Here is a 16,852-nt window from a genome sequence, read left to right as displayed (position 1 = left end):
TGCGCGACAGTCCTGCTAAAGTAATGGAGACAAATATTTAGAGAACCAAGACCTTGAACATCTATCTTGGGACAGATATCGTATATGTTCCGCGCATTCAAGCCGCATTAGACCGCTTTGGCGATCGCTTCCTCGAAAAAGTTTACACGCCCGCCGAACAAAGGGATTGCGGACAACAAAATTCTCAACACAGCAGCATTAAAGGTAAAATGAATCGAGTTTCCTGCAACCAGCTAGCGGGCCGCTGGGCAGCAAAAGAAGCCGTTGTCAAAGCTCTAGGCACGGGATGGCGGGGAATACGGTATGCAGATGTGGAAATTCGGCGCTCCGAAAACGGTGCTCCCAATGTGCAACTGCACGGAACCGCAGCAGCACAAGCCTCTGTTTGGGGAAATTGCCAGTGGCAATTAAGCCTCAGCCACGACGGAGACTATTGCACGGCTACGGCGATCGCCCTTTGTACCCCGCCGTCAAACAACGCTGTCGAGCGATCGAGCGAAACTAAAATCTAAAATCTAAATCTTTAATCTAAAATTGATAGATTGTGAGTGTGAATGACTACCGAAACTTACCTGAATCATCCAAACTTTGGCCTCCTCTTCAGGGTATCCCAGGTTGAAGACAGCCAAGAATTATTTACCACCCTATACGCCCAACGCCTGTTTTTTTTGGTGACAAACGGCCCTGGCGGGCTGAGATTTGAACCAATCAGCCGCTCCGACGCTCGCCTCATGGTCGAAATTCGCCTGCGAACCCTGCGTCGCAGCGGTCAATATCACGAGTACGACCAATTGCAAACCATTCACCAGCGTACATTTCAATAACGAAAATCAGTAATTTGGTAATTGGTAACAGTCTTAATTTTCCTTCCCTCCCGTCAAGAGCGTTGAGTACCCATGACCATAGCCTCTCGAATTAACAGCATTCGCCAACACTTGCCGGAATCAGTGCGGTTAATTGCCGTTACCAAACAGGTATCGACTGATGCTATCCGCGAAGCATACGACGGCGGTATCCGGGATTTTGGCGAGAGTAAGGTTCAAGAGACTGCCGAAAAACAAAGCCAACTGCAAGATTTACCGGATATCAACTGGCACTTGATCGGGCACTTGCAAGCCAACAAAGCCGCCAAGGCCCTAGAGCATTTCCAGTGGATTCACTCTCTCGACAATTTAAAACTCGCTCAGCGACTTTCGCGCTTGGCGGGGGAAATGTCCTGCTCTCCCCAAGTCTGCCTGCAGGTCAAAATGTTGCCCGACCCGGACAAATACGGCTGGAGCGTTCCAGAACTGCTGGCTGACCTTCCAGAACTCAACAAATGTCAGCATATCAAAATTCAAGGTTTGATGACAATTCCTCCGCTGGGATTAGATGACTCCCAAATCCTAGAATTATTTAACAGCACCCGCGAACTTGCTGACAAAATCCAGCAGCAAAATTTGCCCTACATTCAAATGCAGCAGCTCTCGATGGGGATGTCGGGAGATTATCATTTGGCAATTCAAGCAGGTGCTACTATGGTACGGCTAGGACAAACCTTATTTGGCTCTAGGAGGGGATAAATAATTGAAATCTTCTGATAAAGACAATTTGGGTTAAATATAGAATAGTCAGCCACCCGCGACTAACGCGCAACGCGAGTATAGTCGGGGCAGCAAAGTCGTAAAGGAGCGTGAATCATGAATATTTTTTCTAAACTGCGAGATTTTGTAGGGATCAACAATGAGCCTGAGTACGATGACGTGTACGACGAAACTGAAGGGGAGCGCTATCAGAACTTCTACCAAGCGCCTGAACCCAACCCCGCTGCAGTCGCAGCGGAAGAAGAACGTCGTCAAAATCGTAGAATGCGAGAGCGGTCAGTAGTAGGATCGACAGGTATGGATGTAGTTGCACCAACCGGGGGAGTAGGGTCAGTAATGAATAACGTGATTGGAATGCCTGGAGCTATGAACGGGATTTCGGAAGTAGTAGTAATGGAGCCGCGCACTTTTGAAGAGATGCCGGCAGCAATTCGAGCCCTTAAGGAACGCAAGTCTGTGGTTTTGAACCTGACGGTGATGGACCCAGACCAAGCGCAAAGAGCTGTGGACTTTGTGGCGGGCGGTACTTATGCCCTTGACGGTCATCAAGAGCGAATTGGCGAAAGTATTTTCTTGTTTACGCCTAGCTGCGTGCAGGTGAGAACTCAGTCTGGTGTGGTTCACGAAGTGCCTCCTGCTCAAGGACGCCCTCGTGCTGCTGCTCCTGCACCGACAGTCTGGCCGGCAGAACAAGCTACCATCGCTCAGTAGTTATTAGTCAGTAGTTATTAGTCATTAGTCATCTGTCTTTAGTCTTTAGTTATTAGCCAGTAAGCTTTTAACTAGCGAGATCCTGAATTTTGTATCCTTAGTTCTGGGCGCTTAACTCTTAGCTAAGGCGGAGAACTGATAATTAATGGCAACTAATAATTAATGACTAATGACTAGCATAAAATAGTAAGGTGCGTCGCTTTCTAATTTTCGATCGAACTTGTAAATTGTTGCGGGCGACGCACCCTACAAGGTAGCACTGTAGACTAATGACTAATGACTAATGACTAATGACTAATGACTAACATAAAATTTGGTACGATCGGCGGCGGGGTAATGGGAGAAGCTCTCTTATCCCGCTTAATTGCACAAAAAGTTTATTTGCCTTCAGAAATATTGGTGAGCGAGCCTGGGGTAAAGCGCCGCGAGTTTTTGGCTAACAAATACGGGATTGGAACAACAGCCAGCAATCTAGAAGTTGCTGCGGCTACAGAAGTGCTGTTTTTGGCGATTAAACCGCAAGTTTTTGATACGGTAGCTTTGGAGTTGGCCGTGGCGGCCGATCGCAAACAGGGAAATAATGGAGAAACGGCTAATTCCCAGCCAGAAGCGCTAGTAGTGTCGATTTTGGCCGGAGTGCCACTGAGCAAGCTGGAACCAGCCTTTCCGGGGCGGGGAGTGCTGCGGGTGATGCCGAATACTCCAGCCACGGTAGGAGCGGGAATGAGCGCGATCGCTCCGGGAAAACTCGTGCAACCGGCTGATTTAGAATTGGTAAAGCGCATCTTTCAGGCCGTGGGAGAAGTGGTAGAAGTACCTGAGAGTATGCTCGATGCGGTGACTGGACTTTCGGGTTCCGGGCCTGGTTATGTAGCAATTTTGATAGAGGCCTTGACAGATGGCGGAGTTTGTGCGGGTCTGCCACGGGCGATCGCCTCTCAATTAGCTTTACAAACAGTATTCGGTACAGCGAAGCTAATGCAAGAAACGGGAATGCACCCGGCACAATTGAAAGATCAAGTTACGAGTCCCGGCGGCACAACTATTGCCGGAATTGCTAAACTAGAGAGTAACGGCTTTCGTTCTGCCCTAATCGAAGCAGTGAAAGCAGCTTGTTTGCGTTCTCAAGAATTGGGTAAATAGGTGTTAGTGCCATGCTGACTTTAAAATTAGATTTAAGTCCGTGGATCAAGTTGACAGACGATCAGTTTTACGAACTGTGCCAACATCACCCCGATTATAAATTTGAACGGAATGCAAAAGGAGAACTGCTGATGGTTCCACCAACGGGAGGAGAAACGGGCAACCGTAATATGGATTTATCCTATCAATTGCAAGCTTGGAGTCGCCAAAATCCGAATCTAGGAATTGCTTTTGACTCTTCCACCTGTTTTAGACTCCCAAACGGTGCAACTCGTTCTCCCGATGCTTCTTGGATAAAACGCGAAAGATGGGAAGCTTTAACTCCCGAACAAAAAAGAAAATTTCCGCCACTGTGTCCTGATTTTGTAGTGGAATTGTGCTCGCCCACTGATTCTATCCGAGAAACGCGAGAGAAAATGCAGGAATATCGGGAAAATGGCGTTTGTTTGGGGTGGTTGATTGACCCGCAAACGCGGAGTGTGGAGATTTATAGGATCGATCGAGAAATAGAAATATTGCAGTCCCCTGTTACGCTGTCAGGGGAAGATATTTTGCCCGGATTTGTGTTGGAACTAGGGCCCGTTATGGGAAATAATTGAAAAGGTGTCAGGCTGTTTCAGATCAATCGCTAGCTGCTGTTTCCAATTTCTGCCCAATCCTTGGTTCCGTACCATTCAAAAGCCGCTGAATATTGCTGCGGTGCCGCACAATTACAAACACACCGCCCGCAATGCCAAACAATACATAAGCCAGGGGCTGATGTAAAGCAAACATCAATCCAGCCACGCTAATTGCCCCGATAATCGAACTTAAAGAAACAATTCGCGACACCGCAAACACGATTCCAAAAATTCCGAAAGTTCCCAAACCAACGGGCCAGTACAAACCAAGCAAAACTCCCAAACTCGTAGCCACAGATTTACCCCCCGTAAACCCCAGCCAGATTGATTTGCTGTGGCCCAAAACAGCCGAGAAACCCGCCAAAGTTGCCATCCAAGGGAGGACAGTTGCAATATTTTCTAAACCGGCTGCGGTTGCTAGCTGGCTGGTAAAAGTGAGAGAGTAAATATAGCGAATTAGGACGATCGCACTTACCCCCTTCAACACATCCACCAACAACACCCCCAACCCCGGCCCTTTGCCCAAAGTCCTCAGTACATTAGTCGCACCAGTCGAACCCGAACCAACCTCTCGAATATCAATTCCCAGCATCCATTTCCCCAAGGCGTACCCAGTCGGAATCGAACCAAGCAGATAAGCTGCTATTAACAGTGCGCCATTTAAAATTATCCAGCTAGCCATTTTTTTATTTGAGATTTCGTGTACAGCAGAAGGAAGAAGGCAGAAGGCAGAAGGCAGAAGGCAGAAGGCAGAAGGCAGAAGGCAGAAGAAGGAAGAAGGAAGAAGAAGGAAGAAGGAAGAAGGAAGAAGGAAGAAGGAAGAAGAAGGAACAACCAATTCCGGTCAATTTCCCTCTGAGTTTCTTCAGTCCACGCAGGCGGACGAAAGTTTGTATAGCAGCGAATTATATTCGCCCGGACTTACTCAAAAATCCTTAGCAGTCGTCAAAGTTTGCGGATCGGCAGCAAAGGCCAACCATAACGGAAATTGCAGGATTGACAAACTAATTAAATCCTCAGTTTCATCAATGACAATTAGGGGCAATTTGCCATCTTTCACCAGTCGATCGGCTTTTTGAGCCAAAGCTTCCGCAGACTCAAACATAATAATCCCCCTTTCCGGGCCAAAATCGCTGCGAGTAATGCCCAAACAGTCCTGCAAACCCCGGCGCCACTCTCCCAAACGTTCGGGACTGTTGGCGAGCACCAAAGTCCGCACCCGTCCGCCGTAGACGCTTCTGAGTACAGAAATAATTGTCGAAGTAATCAAGATATTTTGCAAGCGCGAACCCATAGTCCGCAAAGCGCCCCTTCCTCCTTGGGTGAAAAACCAGTTAGAAACTCGTTCCGCGTGGATGGGTTCAAAAGTGCGGCGGAGTTGCCAAGGCGGGCCGTAGTAGTCGGGGACAGTGCGATATTGATCGAGGGTGCGGCGAATTTGTTTGGCTTGTTCTTGAAATCCCTGTTCGGCAAATTTGGGATTTACCGGTGCTGAGGATTGAGACTCCTCAGCAGCAGTTCGCTGTGGTGTCTCTTGCGTCGGCGGTGTCAAATCTAAGAGTTCGGCGGTAGCGGCCAAATCCTGCAAACTGCCTACTAAATAGTCTTTGAAACCCTGGACTCGAATTGCTAAATCTTGGGAAACGCCGGCAAAAGTGGTTCGCATTTCCTTCTGAATTCGATCGCGCCGGCGTTCTAGTTTTTCTACTTCGATTTGTAGCGCTTGTTTGCGCTGATCTAGTTGAATCAAGCCGTCTTGTACCAAACGCCCGATCGATGTTTGAGCCGCGCCCAACGCTTCTATAGCATTGGCTTTGTCGGCTTCCAAGGCGGCAATTTTTTCAGTCAAAGCTTGTTCTTGCTGCTGCAATTCTTTGATTCTCTCTGTCAACTGTTCGGTAACATTTTCTGGGATGGGCGTTACCATTTCTGCGGTTGCTGTTGGCTGGGAGTCTGTGGGAATCTCGATTTGAGCGATCGGACTTTCTGATTCGGCCTCGTCGGTGTTGGGCGCAATTTGGGCTAGTGCGCCTGCTTCGTCCACGAATTGGGCAATTTCGGCATCTTCCTCGTCCAGCGGCGGGTCTGTTTCTGCCGGGAGTTGGGCGGGCAGTTCATTTTCGTCGATCCACAAATCTTGTGTTTGAGATAGAACTTGGTACTCCGTCTCATTCACGGGTAAATCGACTTCGCCGTCACCGCTTGGGGTGGCTGGTTGTGGTTGCGGTTCTTGGGTTGGAGATTCGTCTGAATTCATGGGAAATTTTGTTCGGCGTGGGCACGGAAAAGTTAAAAATTAAAAATTAACAACTTTTTTAGTCTTGACGGGGACAGCGCTGTTCTAAGCAGGTCTGTAGCATTTTACGATCGAACAGAACCGGCAGAAAGTGAATGCTGTTAATTTCTTTGAAATAGAACAAAATCGGCACAGCGGGCCAAAATATCCGCCAATTTTGCCATTCTCGGTAAGGAAAGCGGCGGATTAAGTTGGACGATCGATAAATGTCCAAATCTGTTGGGGTAAATTGTAGCCGGATGGTGGCGGCTTGGTACATCAAAAACAAGCCGAACACAGAAAGTGGCAAACTCACCCACTTCTGCACGAACAGTAGCGGTACGGCCGCCAGTACCAGGACTAGGGGAATCGCATAACTCGGGGCGAGTTCGATCGTACTTGTCGGCGCAGTCGAAGAGGCTGTTGTAGTCACGGGTTTAAATCAAGGGTAGTAAACTAATGTTGCCAATTATTCATATTTTATCCGTTTCTTAGCTTACAGGCCTTTGAGTACGCTAGAGCCCGTGCCCTGAAACATCAGCCATGTCATCAAAAAGTTAAAGATAAAAATAGCCAGTAAAGCCGTCACCACCGCTGTGGTAGTCGATTGGCCGACGCCTTTTGCCCCGCCGGTGGTGGTCAAGCCCCAGCTAGTGCCGATTACAGCAATCAAACCACCGAATACAAAAGCCTTAATTGCCGCGCTGCAAATATCCCACAAACTCAGGAAATTGCGGACTGATTCTAAAAACACGTTTTGAGAGATGCCGTACATCGTCGTAGCAATCAGCAGTCCGCCGAGGATGCCCGTGACGAGACACATGATGGTTAAAATTGGCAGCATCAAGCAGCAAGCAATGACGCGGGGAATTACTAAATAGTCGATCGGGTCTGTTTTGAGCATCAGCAGGGCATCTATCTGTTCTGTTACCTGCATCGTGCCGATTTCCGCCGCAAAAGCCGAACCTACCCGTCCCGTCACGATTACCGCTGTTAAGACGGGGCCGAGCTCGCGAGTCAAAGACAAAGCCAAAACGCCACCTACGACATTGCCGGCCCCGAGGTTAATAAACTCCCTCGCTACCTGAATAGTAAATACCATGCCGACAAAACCCGCAGTCAGCAAAGCAATCAGCAGAGATTCCGGGCCGACTGCTGCCATTTGGTCGATGGTGTTGCGACGGTGAATTTTGCCCTTCAGCAAGTGCAGCATAACTTGGCCGCCCAATAAAGCTGCTGCCAGCAACCGCCGACTCCACAAACTGAGGCTGGAAGATGTAGTGGTGCTCAAGGGGATTTCGAGTGTAGAACAACTGCCAAAAATGAAATCTATCTACAAATCTTAAACAAGTTTTTTCTATAACATTTAAGATTTCTGACAGAACTGGCCACGGAGGGCGATCGCTGCCTATCGTAGAAAAGGACAAGTTTTGTTTGCTTGCACCTTTCGGCAGTTTAGCTGAATTTACTGACTCTTATGAGCATTTTTCCCAATTTTCTTCGCTCTGTACTGTTGACGGGCCTGTTGAGCTTTGTCGCCCCCTTATTGTTAATCGGCGGGGGATTGACTAGCTTTTCGCTGATTGGCTTCGTGCCTGCTCTCCAAGGAGTTGGTCGTTCTGGAGAAGAGCTGATTTTGCAGTTCTTAGCTACTTTCGGCAGCGGCTGTCCCCTCCAGGGTTTTTTCGTCATCGGTCTAACTTTTGGTTTGGTGGGTGCTTTGTTTGATACCTACGCTTCTTATCAGCATTCGCGGTGGAGTTAATCGAACCTTCGATTTTAGATTTTAGATGGGAATTCCTCGATCGAATCTAAAATCTAAAATTGCTGGGTTCGGGTTGGATCGGATACCCGCACCTTTTGATGATTTTACAATATCGATCGCGAATGTTCGGAAATGCGATCGCCCTTTTTGCGGAAAACCGAATCCCCCAGTTTCGGGAGCTGGAATATATTAAATACAGGTTGAGTCAAGTGTTTCTCAACCCTAAAAAATTCAGATAGTCGAGGTATTAGTTATGGCACTTATTCGTTGGGAACCTTTGCGGGAAATGGACTCCTTGCAACGAGAAATGAATCGGTTGTTTGATAGCTTGACACCGGCAACCGATCGCGCATCTAACGGTGTTGCTTTTGTACCCCCCGCCGAACTCGATGAAACTCCCGAAGCCATCCACCTTAAATTAGAAGTTCCGGGCATGGAAGCTAAGGATTTGGACGTACAAGTAACCGCAGAAGCTGTTGCTATTAGCGGCGAACGCCGTCACGAATCTAAGAGTGAAGATAAAGGCATGACTCGCTCGGAGTTCCGTTACGGTTCGTTCCGCCGGGTGATTCCCCTACCCGCACGGGTTCAAAATGACAGCGTAGAAGCTGAGTACAAAAATGGAGTTTTGCACCTGAATTTGCCCAAAGCGGAAGCGGAAAAGAACCGCGTGGTGAAAGTGCAAATCGGCGGTCAATAATTGTTTGCCAGTTTAGTTAGTTGATTAATAGGGGGCACACTGCACCCCTATTTTTTTTATTGATTATTGGCCATTGGGAATTTCTGCTTCCTCACCTTCTCCAACTGTGCTAAACTCGAAAAGGCAATGGTTGGTGAGGAGACTTGCGTGCCGAGTCAGGGAGTTGGAGGAAATGGGATTGCATCTGAATTTGGAGACTTAACCGGGATGACTCGCCAAGAAGTCGATGATTTTTTGCGCGGGCTGGGTGCTAAGGTAAAAATTTCTTCAGGAAATTATGTTGAATACAAATTTTCTGACAGGTCAAAAGTCATCATCCGCACTAATAGTGAAGTTGTTCGCCTGCCAGCACCGCGATATGGCTCAGATGGTAGAAGAATAAACTGGGGTTTGCGTCTTGACAAAGATGGTAGCGTACTCCAAACACGCGATGAATTTGGCAATCAGATTCCTGATACGCACATTACTGGAGAAAAAGTGAGTAATTAATATGCCTGATGACTACAACTTGCTTAATTTAGGTGGACTTACATCCCTCGTAAAAAATGTCAATGTGTCTTTGTGGGGGAATGAAGTATTACTGGAATGTATCTACGATCCTACAGGCGATCAATTGCCTTACTCTTTAGTTTTTCAAGACTGCCGAGAAATTATGTGGGAGGTGCATGATGAAGAGGAAGTAAAAGAACCATTAGCTGATTTGATTGGTTTTCATTTGGGTGAAAACGCGCACCGGAAAGCAGCTTTGATTCATACGGATATTTTTGAAATTTCAATTTTGTACGGCAGTTTTAGCATTCACAAGAGAGAAAACCTAAATGCTGAAGAAGCCGATTTAGAAACAGAGGTTTTGGGCGAAAAATCGCCAGCATTATTGTAGTAATTTAAAAGCACCGGGCGGTTAAATTGCCAAGCGCTTAGGATCGCGACTTAAATAACTTACAATTTTAATTGTTATTGTAGGATGGGCCTGAAAGCCCGTCCTTTTTGGACGAGCTTTCAGGCCCATCCCACAAACTTGTGGAAGTTACAGCATATTCCATGTATATGTGGTACACAATGCAAGCTATCGCCTGCTGTAGAGTGCGTCGCCACCCGTCAATCTGCAAGTTTTATCAAATATGAAGCAGATCCGCACCAAACAGATTAACACCACATAATATAGCTTTATAGTGTACTTCATGAACCTGGAATATGCTGTATTTAATTCTCATTCCTTAGTAATATTAAATCTGGTAAAATAACTATTACAGTCCTGAACGCACTCCGACCAAAGAAACCGGGTTGTTTACCTAATCTGCGGGTTTTAACGAAGTATTTTCGTAAAATACCCAGTTTCTGCGCCCCAGATGTAAGTCCTATGTTATTAGGTTTGTAGTGAGGATTGAAGTCCTCATCAAAAATCTGACGATGGAAGTCCTCACTACAAAATAATTACCAATTTTTCAAAAAAGACAGTAGGTATTGTTGCCCGCCTCAGTTTACGATACTTAATAGAACTTTTTTCCCAGATGAGGTAAAACACAATGCCTGATATTGTTGATATTGCCGTAGGTGCGGGTTCGTTTCAAACCCTGGTAACGGCGGTGCAAGTAGCTAATTTAGTAGACGCGCTCAAAAGTCCGGGCCCTTTTACTGTCTTTGCACCCACTGACGATGCTTTTGCGAAATTGCCGCCGGGAACTATCACAACCCTAGTGCAGAACGTTCCCCAACTAACCAGGATTTTGATGTTTCACGTGGTATCGGGGAAGTTTATGAAGGCTGATTTGGCAAAAGTCGGTTTTGTTACTTCCTTGGAAGGTTCGCCGATTAAAATTGATTGTTCGGACGGTTTTGAGGTGAAAAATGCTACAGTTGTTGCTGCGGATATCGAAGCAGACAACGGCGTCATCCACGTCATCGATAACGTGATTTTAATGGGATAATTTCGCTGTTAAATCTCGCTGCGGGAGCGAACCTGGTGCTTTGCGGTGCCGATTTGCTCCCATCGCACGCTTTTTATTTATCGGTTGAAGGTAATTTCAATATCAAAAAGTTGTCTTTTCGGCGGATGTATTTTAAGATGATTGTTTGAAAAATTTAAAAAATCAATAATTATAATATAAGCAAACCAGCGTGGTGAGCACTATGCAAATCCTAGCCGCCAGCCTCAAAGCACAAGTCCGCCAGCGTACCTTGGAACTGCAAGTTCTCAACGAACTTACTGCAAAAGTTCAAACCAGTCTCAGTGCTGATGAAATTTGGTCTGCGTGTCTGGCATATCTCGATCGCCTCATTCCTGGCGCGGCGATCGCCCTTTTGACGCCACCGGACGATCGACTATACCTGGAACACTCACAGCCCTTAACTGCTAGCGCCAAAGCCGAAATTGAAGAGCGCTTGCAGGTTGCTCGCGCTGAATGGCTCGCCGGCAATCGGGACTGGGCGCACAACATCGCTCCGCCACCAATTGCTCAGTTTCAGTCGGTATTGATGGCACCAGCCAACCTGGATGAAAGTGAAGAATGGTTGGGAGTATTTTTCATTGGTGCAGAGCAGGCAAATGCTTTTAATTTGGAACACCTTTGTTTGCTCCACACAGTCGCTCAAATTTGTGCAAAAAAACAGTTAAATACATTAGCAGCTAAAACGACCAGTGTCAAGGATAAACTAAAAACTAATTTTGCTCTGGATTCGGAAAGTCAAGAACTATTGTTGCGGGCTGTAATGGACGATGCGCCGGACAGAGTTTTTGCGAAAGATAAAAATTTTAGATACATTTTTGTCAATCAAAGTTTTGCGGAATATGTGGGGAAAAATGTTGAGGAAATAATCGGCAAAGATGATATTGAATTAGGGTTTTGTGCCGAATTAGTCTTTGGCGATCGCAACAACTCAATTAGGGGCATCCGCGAGGAAGATCGAGCTGTGCTGGCTGGGGAGAGGGTTCACAATCCCTACCAGGCGATCGTCTTTGAAGGTGGCAAACAGCACATCTTTGACACGCAAAAAGTGCCACTGTGCGATGCAGAGGGTAATATATTTGGGGTTTTGGGTTTTTCTAGAGAGATTGGTCAATTGCAGGCCACAGATGAAGCCAGGAATCAAAGCCAAGCCAAACTGCAAAAAATTACTGCTAGCGTACCCGGTACGGTATATCAAATTGACTTACATCCAGACGGCTCGATGGCTTTCTCGTTTGTGAGCGCGGGCTGCCGAGAATTGTATGAAATAGAACCAGAGGCTGCTCAGCAGGATTTTAATGTAATTGTTGACATGATTCATTCCGAAGATCGAAATGATTTTCTCAACTCGGTGACGCTTTCTGCTGAAAATTTGCAGCCCTGGCGGTGGGAAGGAAGAATTGTCACTCCGTCGGGAAAACTTAAATGGGTGCAAGGAGCTTCCCAGCCAGAATTTCAAGCATCGGGGGAGATAGTTTACTACGGCTTGTTCACGGATATTAGCGCCCGGAAACAAGCTGAACGGAAGCTGCAACTTTATCAACAAATCTTTTTGAAATCCAACGATGCGATCGCGATCTTAGACCCCCAAGGCTATTACTTAGAAACAAATCAAGCTCACACTGCTTTGCTGGGCTACAGTTCGTCTAAATTGTGGGGAAAAACGCCTGCAACTCACATGGGAGAACAGGCATTTACGTCTGTGCTGCAAAGCTTGGCAGAAACTGGGAGTTACCGAGGCGAAATGACCTGTATTAAGGCTGTGGAAGAAGGAACAGTTGAGGTGGAGGTTTCGGCTTTTGCGGTTTTAAATGATGCTGGGGATGTAGTTTGTTACGTAAATGTCAAAAGAGACATCACCGAACGCAAGCGAGCTGAGGAAAAACTAAAACTTTACCGAGAAATATTTTTAAACTCCAACGATGCGATCGTTATTATCGATGCTGACGGGTTTTTCGTCGAACAAAATCTTGCTCACCAAACGCTTCTAGGATACACAGACGCGGAATTAGAAGCAGAAGCTTCGCCGCTGGTTGCGGGGGATCGCTTTTTGGCAATTGCCCAAAGTTTAGCAAAAACAGGAAGTTTTCGGGGCGAAATTATTAACTCCACTAAAAAAGGCCACACGCTGGCGATCGACGTTGCGGCATACTCTGTGATTAACAACGCCGACGATGTAATTTGTCACGTCTGCGTCAAGCGCGACATTACTGAACGCAAAAAAGGAGAAGAAGAAAGGCAAAAATTTGTGTCGCTGATTGAAAACAGCAGCGATTTTATCAGTATGGCTACCCTGAAAGGCAAAACGCTGTTTGTCAACGAAGCCGGACGAAAACTGGTGGGGGTAGAGAATCTTTCGGCAGTGCTTTATACGGAGATTTGGGATTATATTGGGCCCTATTTTCAACAGAAATTCAGTCAAGAGATTTTACCAACAATTATCAGTCAGGGCCAGTGGCAAGGCGAAGGTCAAATGCAGCACTTGGCCACCGGACAGCCCATTGATGTTGTGATGAATGCTTTTCTGGTCAAGCACCCTCAAACCACTGAGCCGCTGTGCTTTGCTGCGGTAATTCGCGATGTCACCGAACGCAAGCAAGCTGAGAGAATGCTGCGGGAACAAGCAGAACAAGAACGGCTGGTTTCGGCGATCGCCCAGCGAGTCCGGCAGTCTCTCAACCTCACTCAAACTCTGAGCACTGCTGTACAAGAAGTGCGGCAGTTGCTGGCAACTGACCGCACGATAATTTATCGTTTTGATTCCGAGGAAACAGCGGTTGTTGTTGTGGAATCTGTAGGGGATGATTGGATGCCCCTGCTGGGCAGAAAAGTTCAAAGAACATCCTTTGGGGAAAATTTTGTATGGCTGTACAGTCCAGGAACAATTCAAGCAATGGCAGATATTTATACTGCCAATTTGAGCGATGAACACCGAGATTTACTCGCTAGTTTGCAGGTAAGGGCTAATGTAGTTGTACCAATTTTTATAGGCGATGAAAGTCAGGGTTTGGCAGCAGAATATTCGCCTGAAACTCGAAGTGAACTGCCGGGAAGGAGTTTGGAAACGAGTCAAAATCGGTTGTGGGGATTGCTGATTGCCCATCAGTGCAGCGCTCCGCGGGTTTGGACTGATTCTGAGATGGATTTGCTGGGAAGGTTGAGCGTGCAGTTGGCGATCGCCATTCAGCAATCTACTCTTTTTGAACAAGCGCAGCAGGCACGAGAAGCAGCCCTAGAAGCGTCTCGAATGAAGTCGCTATTTTTAGCAAATATGAGTCACGAAATCCGTACTCCGATGAATGGAGTGATGGGGATGACAGATTTGCTGCTGAAAACGAATCTTACTCCCGAACAGCTTGACTTTGTACAGACGCTGAAACTCAGCGGTCAAAATTTACTCTCCATCATTAACGATATTCTGGATCTCTCCAAACTGGAAGCCGGAGAAATGCGCTTAGAAATACTAGAATTTAACCTCAGTATCTGTATGAATGAAGTGCTGGATTTGTTGGCAACTCCCGCACAAGAAAAAGGTATAGAAGTGGTGGCACTGATTGACAGTGACGTGCCGGTGCAAATTAAAGGTGATGCAGCGCGGTTGCGGCAAATACTCACTAATTTGATCAACAATGCTATTAAGTTTACAGAAGCAGGAGAAGTGGTAATTGAGGTTGCTAATGCTAGTAATCCTGAGTTATTGGCAGCCACCGATAATCAGAGAATTTTAGAGAATATCGAGCCGTTGAAAATAGAAAACAGTGACTCTATGCTCGTGCTGTTTAAAGTAACAGATACAGGAATTGGGATTGCTCCCGAAGACAAAAAAAAGCTGTTTCAATCTTTTACTCAAGTTGATGCCTCTACGACAAGAAAATACGGTGGCACAGGTTTGGGGCTGGCTATTTCTAAGCAGTTGGTGGAGTTAATGGGTGGGCAAATCGGTGTGGAAAGTACCCCTGGCAAAGGCTCGACTTTTTGGTTTACTGTGCCGACAGTTACGGAAAATTTAACTGCTGTCGGGACAGCGTGCGAAGTGAATTTTGAAACGGTGCTGGCGGGGCGAAAAATGTTAGTTGCCAGCGACAAGCCGACTGTGCGAAAAGTGCTAGTGAGAATGGCTGTTTTGTGGGGAATGGAAGTTGAGGAGGTGGAAAACGGTTGGATGACGATCGCATCTCTGTACAAAGCTGTTAGCGTTAATTCCCCTTACGATATCGTTTTGGTTGATATTCAGTTGCCGGAAATGGTGGCCGGAAGTCTCGAACGCTTGAGGATTTCTGAGCCGGCAATGCAGCAGACGCATTGGGTGGTGCTGACTTCAATGACTCAGCTTGCAGAGGCGAAACGCTTGGTAGATAGCGGTTTTAGCGGGTATTTAACTAAACCTGTGAAAGCTCACCGACTATTTGATTGCTTGGCGAATGCGATCGCCCCGATGACGCTGATTGATGAGTCGCAGGCAAATTCAACGTCGAATCGAGCCTCAGCTATTGACAGCCGGGAGTTAGCAAGTTTAAAGATTTTGTTAGTTGAAGATACTCCTATCAATCAAAAAGTTGGTCTCAATCAACTCAGAGTTTTGGGATGCACTGCGGATGTCGCCAATAACGGCGCAGAGGCGCTATCTATGGTTGCTCAGAAAAAGTATGACATTGTGTTGATGGACTGTCAGATGCCGGTTTTGGACGGTTACGAAGCAACGCTGGAATTGCGCCGCCGGGAAGCGGCAGATGCTGCTGGGAAGATGGAACCACATCAAAAGACGGTGGTGATTGCGATGACGGCGAATGCTTTGAAGGGCGATCGGGAAAAGTGTCTGGCGGCGGGCATGGACGATTATATTAGCAAACCTATTGCGATCGAAAAGTTAAAATCGGTACTAGCAAATTGGTCGGTCAAACTAAAAATTGGAAATCCCAAGTTTAAGGCCGAGGAACTTCAAAACTCTGAACCAGATATCGAATCGGTAGTCGATATGGCACGTTTGCACGAAATTTCGGGGGCTGATGTAGAGTTTGAGCGGGAAATACTGCAAACTTTTGTGGTGGATACTGGTAGTTATTTAGAAGCTGCTAAGGGGGCGATCGCCTTGGGAGATATGGAGACACTCGCCCGCCACGCTCATCAAATTAAAGGTGTCAGCGCTACGGCGGCGGTGCGGTTAATGCCCGATATGGCAGATCGGCTTCAAAGTCTGGCTGAATCTAATGATTTGGAGGGGGCTACAAAAATCATTGCTGAATTAGAAATAATTCTGGCGAGGGTTCAAAAGTTTGTGGCTACCGAGTAGTCAATTTTATTGTGCACCGGGCCCGTGGAGCCCGATCGCGGATATTGGCAGCCCCGCGAGCGAGCGCGTGTAAAGATTGTTAATCTTTTATCAAGATGTTTATCTCAATGTGAAGGAATTGGGAACTCTTATAACATCTTGTGTGTTGTAACTTGCGACACTACTGTCTTAAGTTATTGTGGTCAAATATAAAATAATCATTAAGCCGATGGCTCAGAGGGTGCTTTTCGTCTATCGGCTTGAGACACCAAGACCAGCTTTTCGCTATCCCCGCCCATTAAGTGCGTATTTACGCTCAACGAGGTTTTATGACTCCAGTCATGTTACGCCAACTCTGGTCATTAATTGAGACCACCCAAGCTACTCTGTTAGTCAATTTAGACGATGCCACCCTGGTACAGTGGCTGCTGAAGCAGTTAAAGACAAACTCTGCGCTCAATGGCAAAGAAGCAGATTTGTTGGACGAATACATCCAGTCTCGGCTTTCCCTAATCCGCGATTTAGCTGAGCAGCGGCTGGCACCAGAGCTACTGTGAGCGGATTCAATCAAAATCGGATAAATATTCCAGGGAAGGGCGACGATCGCTCGCGCTGGGCAGAAATAGCAGAAAAGAAACCGGGTTTCAGGGATAAATCTGAGGTTTGACGACCATACCTCCAGCCAGAAACCGGGTTTCTAACTTTGGGTTCCCAGCTTGCTCAAAAAAAACAGGCGGGTAGTCGGGGCAGTTGTCGCTGTGCAGCAACGGATGCAGAACGGCTAATTTGAAACCGGAAGCTGTGTAGATCGCCGATCGCCACAGTTCTGACAGCTACAAG

18 protein-coding genes are annotated in these 16,852 nt (G+C 46.9%); 14 read left to right on the top strand and 4 right to left on the bottom strand.

Annotated elements, in window-relative coordinates; translation table 11 throughout:
• The first annotated feature begins 53 nt into the window (after nt 1–53).
• The 6 genes from acpS (at nt 54) to QUB39_RS21890 (ending at nt 4,036) form a co-directional block, all read left to right on the top strand.
• The gene (acpS, locus tag QUB39_RS21915) at nt 54–512 is read left to right on the top strand and encodes a holo-ACP synthase (RefSeq protein WP_333210995.1); all 459 of its coding nucleotides are present in this window, start codon (nt 54–56) and stop codon (nt 510–512) included.
• Nucleotides 513–554: 42 nt separating this feature from the next.
• Nucleotides 555–824: a transcriptional coactivator PipX gene (gene pipX / locus QUB39_RS21910; protein WP_333058020.1), complete on the top strand. Its 270-nt coding sequence runs from the start codon at nt 555–557 to the stop codon at nt 822–824.
• Between the two features lie 72 nt (nt 825–896).
• Entirely contained in the window at nt 897–1,562 is a 666-nt protein-coding gene (locus tag QUB39_RS21905; RefSeq protein ID WP_333058021.1) for a YggS family pyridoxal phosphate-dependent enzyme, read from the top strand.
• 117 nt (nt 1,563–1,679) lie between these two features.
• Nucleotides 1,680–2,294 (top strand): cell division protein SepF, encoded by a 615-nt coding sequence (locus QUB39_RS21900; protein WP_333058022.1) that lies wholly within the window; start codon nt 1,680–1,682, stop codon nt 2,292–2,294.
• Nucleotides 2,295–2,591: 297 nt separating this feature from the next.
• Complete coding sequence (gene proC, locus QUB39_RS21895) at nt 2,592–3,437, top strand: pyrroline-5-carboxylate reductase (protein WP_333141028.1); 846 nt, start codon at nt 2,592–2,594, stop codon at nt 3,435–3,437.
• Between the two features lie 11 nt (nt 3,438–3,448).
• Nucleotides 3,449–4,036 (top strand): Uma2 family endonuclease, encoded by a 588-nt coding sequence (locus QUB39_RS21890; RefSeq protein ID WP_333058024.1) that lies wholly within the window; start codon nt 3,449–3,451, stop codon nt 4,034–4,036.
• A gap of 22 nt (nt 4,037–4,058) precedes the next feature.
• Here QUB39_RS21890 and plsY read toward each other — a convergent pair whose 3' ends face one another.
• Nucleotides 4,059–4,739, bottom strand: coding sequence for a glycerol-3-phosphate 1-O-acyltransferase PlsY (plsY, locus tag QUB39_RS21885; protein ID WP_333058025.1), 681 nt, complete (start codon nt 4,737–4,739; stop codon nt 4,059–4,061).
• A gap of 8 nt (nt 4,740–4,747) precedes the next feature.
• Here plsY and QUB39_RS21880 point away from each other — a divergent pair, with 8 nt between their 5' ends.
• Nucleotides 4,748–4,996: a hypothetical protein gene (locus QUB39_RS21880; RefSeq protein ID WP_333058026.1), complete on the top strand. Its 249-nt coding sequence runs from the start codon at nt 4,748–4,750 to the stop codon at nt 4,994–4,996.
• On the opposite strand, the gene QUB39_RS21875 is transcribed toward QUB39_RS21880, so the two are convergent.
• From QUB39_RS21875 to QUB39_RS21865, 3 genes are all read right to left on the bottom strand, one after another.
• Complete coding sequence (locus QUB39_RS21875) at nt 4,983–6,314, bottom strand: DUF3086 domain-containing protein (protein ID WP_333210992.1); 1,332 nt, start codon at nt 6,312–6,314, stop codon at nt 4,983–4,985. The two genes, QUB39_RS21880 and QUB39_RS21875, sit on opposite strands and share 14 nt — an antisense overlap.
• Nucleotides 6,315–6,372: 58 nt before the next feature.
• Nucleotides 6,373–6,765, bottom strand: a complete 393-nt coding sequence (locus QUB39_RS21870) for a DUF3119 family protein (RefSeq protein ID WP_333058028.1) — start codon at nt 6,763–6,765, stop codon at nt 6,373–6,375.
• Between the two features lie 63 nt (nt 6,766–6,828).
• Nucleotides 6,829–7,623: an MlaE family lipid ABC transporter permease subunit gene (locus tag QUB39_RS21865; RefSeq protein ID WP_333058029.1), complete on the bottom strand. Its 795-nt coding sequence runs from the start codon at nt 7,621–7,623 to the stop codon at nt 6,829–6,831.
• Between the two features lie 186 nt (nt 7,624–7,809).
• On the opposite strand from QUB39_RS21865, the gene QUB39_RS21860 reads away from it, so the two are divergent.
• The 7 genes from QUB39_RS21860 to QUB39_RS21830 all read left to right on the top strand — a co-directional run bounded on the left by QUB39_RS21860 (nt 7,810) and on the right by QUB39_RS21830 (nt 16,569).
• Nucleotides 7,810–8,097, top strand: coding sequence for a hypothetical protein (locus QUB39_RS21860; protein ID WP_333058030.1), 288 nt, complete (start codon nt 7,810–7,812; stop codon nt 8,095–8,097).
• 253 nt (nt 8,098–8,350) lie between these two features.
• Nucleotides 8,351–8,797: an Hsp20/alpha crystallin family protein gene (locus QUB39_RS21855; RefSeq protein WP_333210989.1), complete on the top strand. Its 447-nt coding sequence runs from the start codon at nt 8,351–8,353 to the stop codon at nt 8,795–8,797.
• Between the two features lie 126 nt (nt 8,798–8,923).
• On the top strand, nt 8,924–9,286 hold the full coding sequence (locus QUB39_RS21850) for a hypothetical protein (RefSeq protein ID WP_333210987.1): 363 nt from the start codon (nt 8,924–8,926) through the stop codon (nt 9,284–9,286).
• Between the two features lies 1 nt (nt 9,287).
• The gene (locus QUB39_RS21845; RefSeq protein WP_333210985.1) at nt 9,288–9,677 is read left to right on the top strand and encodes a hypothetical protein; all 390 of its coding nucleotides are present in this window, start codon (nt 9,288–9,290) and stop codon (nt 9,675–9,677) included.
• Nucleotides 9,678–10,323: 646 nt separating this feature from the next.
• The gene (locus tag QUB39_RS21840) at nt 10,324–10,725 is read left to right on the top strand and encodes a fasciclin domain-containing protein (protein ID WP_333058034.1); all 402 of its coding nucleotides are present in this window, start codon (nt 10,324–10,326) and stop codon (nt 10,723–10,725) included.
• 202 nt (nt 10,726–10,927) lie between these two features.
• Nucleotides 10,928–16,033, top strand: a complete 5,106-nt coding sequence (locus QUB39_RS21835) for a PAS domain S-box protein (protein WP_333485160.1) — start codon at nt 10,928–10,930, stop codon at nt 16,031–16,033.
• 308 nt (nt 16,034–16,341) lie between these two features.
• Entirely contained in the window at nt 16,342–16,569 is a 228-nt protein-coding gene (locus QUB39_RS21830; protein ID WP_015178453.1) for a hypothetical protein, read from the top strand.
• The last annotated feature ends 283 nt before the right edge of the window (nt 16,570–16,852 follow it).

This window comes from Microcoleus sp. AT8-B5, assembly GCF_036705565.1.
Classification (GTDB): Bacteria; Cyanobacteriota; Cyanobacteriia; order Cyanobacteriales; family Microcoleaceae; genus Microcoleus.
Note: the sequence above shows the minus strand (reverse complement) of the source record. Positions and strands in the feature narration are given on the sequence as shown.

Excerpts from the sequence above, each read along its gene's own strand:
- QUB39_RS21830 (WP_015178453.1), top strand. The coding sequence starts at position 16,342 with ATGACTCCAGTCATGTTACGCCAACTCTGGTCATTAATTGAGACCACC.
- plsY (WP_333058025.1), bottom strand. The coding sequence starts at position 4,739 with ATGGCTAGCTGGATAATTTTAAATGGCGCACTGTTAATAGCAGCTTAT.
- QUB39_RS21860 (WP_333058030.1), top strand. The coding sequence starts at position 7,810 with ATGAGCATTTTTCCCAATTTTCTTCGCTCTGTACTGTTGACGGGCCTG.
- QUB39_RS21900 (WP_333058022.1), top strand. The coding sequence starts at position 1,680 with ATGAATATTTTTTCTAAACTGCGAGATTTTGTAGGGATCAACAATGAG.
- pipX (WP_333058020.1), top strand. The coding sequence starts at position 555 with ATGACTACCGAAACTTACCTGAATCATCCAAACTTTGGCCTCCTCTTC.
- QUB39_RS21875 (WP_333210992.1), bottom strand. The coding sequence starts at position 6,314 with ATGAATTCAGACGAATCTCCAACCCAAGAACCGCAACCACAACCAGCC.
- QUB39_RS21905 (WP_333058021.1), top strand. The coding sequence starts at position 897 with ATGACCATAGCCTCTCGAATTAACAGCATTCGCCAACACTTGCCGGAA.
- QUB39_RS21855 (WP_333210989.1), top strand. The coding sequence starts at position 8,351 with ATGGCACTTATTCGTTGGGAACCTTTGCGGGAAATGGACTCCTTGCAA.
- QUB39_RS21840 (WP_333058034.1), top strand. The coding sequence starts at position 10,324 with ATGCCTGATATTGTTGATATTGCCGTAGGTGCGGGTTCGTTTCAAACC.
- QUB39_RS21835 (WP_333485160.1), top strand. The coding sequence starts at position 10,928 with ATGCAAATCCTAGCCGCCAGCCTCAAAGCACAAGTCCGCCAGCGTACC.
- QUB39_RS21845 (WP_333210985.1), top strand. The coding sequence starts at position 9,288 with ATGCCTGATGACTACAACTTGCTTAATTTAGGTGGACTTACATCCCTC.
- proC (WP_333141028.1), top strand. The coding sequence starts at position 2,592 with ATGACTAACATAAAATTTGGTACGATCGGCGGCGGGGTAATGGGAGAA.
- QUB39_RS21850 (WP_333210987.1), top strand. The coding sequence starts at position 8,924 with ATGGTTGGTGAGGAGACTTGCGTGCCGAGTCAGGGAGTTGGAGGAAAT.
- QUB39_RS21890 (WP_333058024.1), top strand. The coding sequence starts at position 3,449 with ATGCTGACTTTAAAATTAGATTTAAGTCCGTGGATCAAGTTGACAGAC.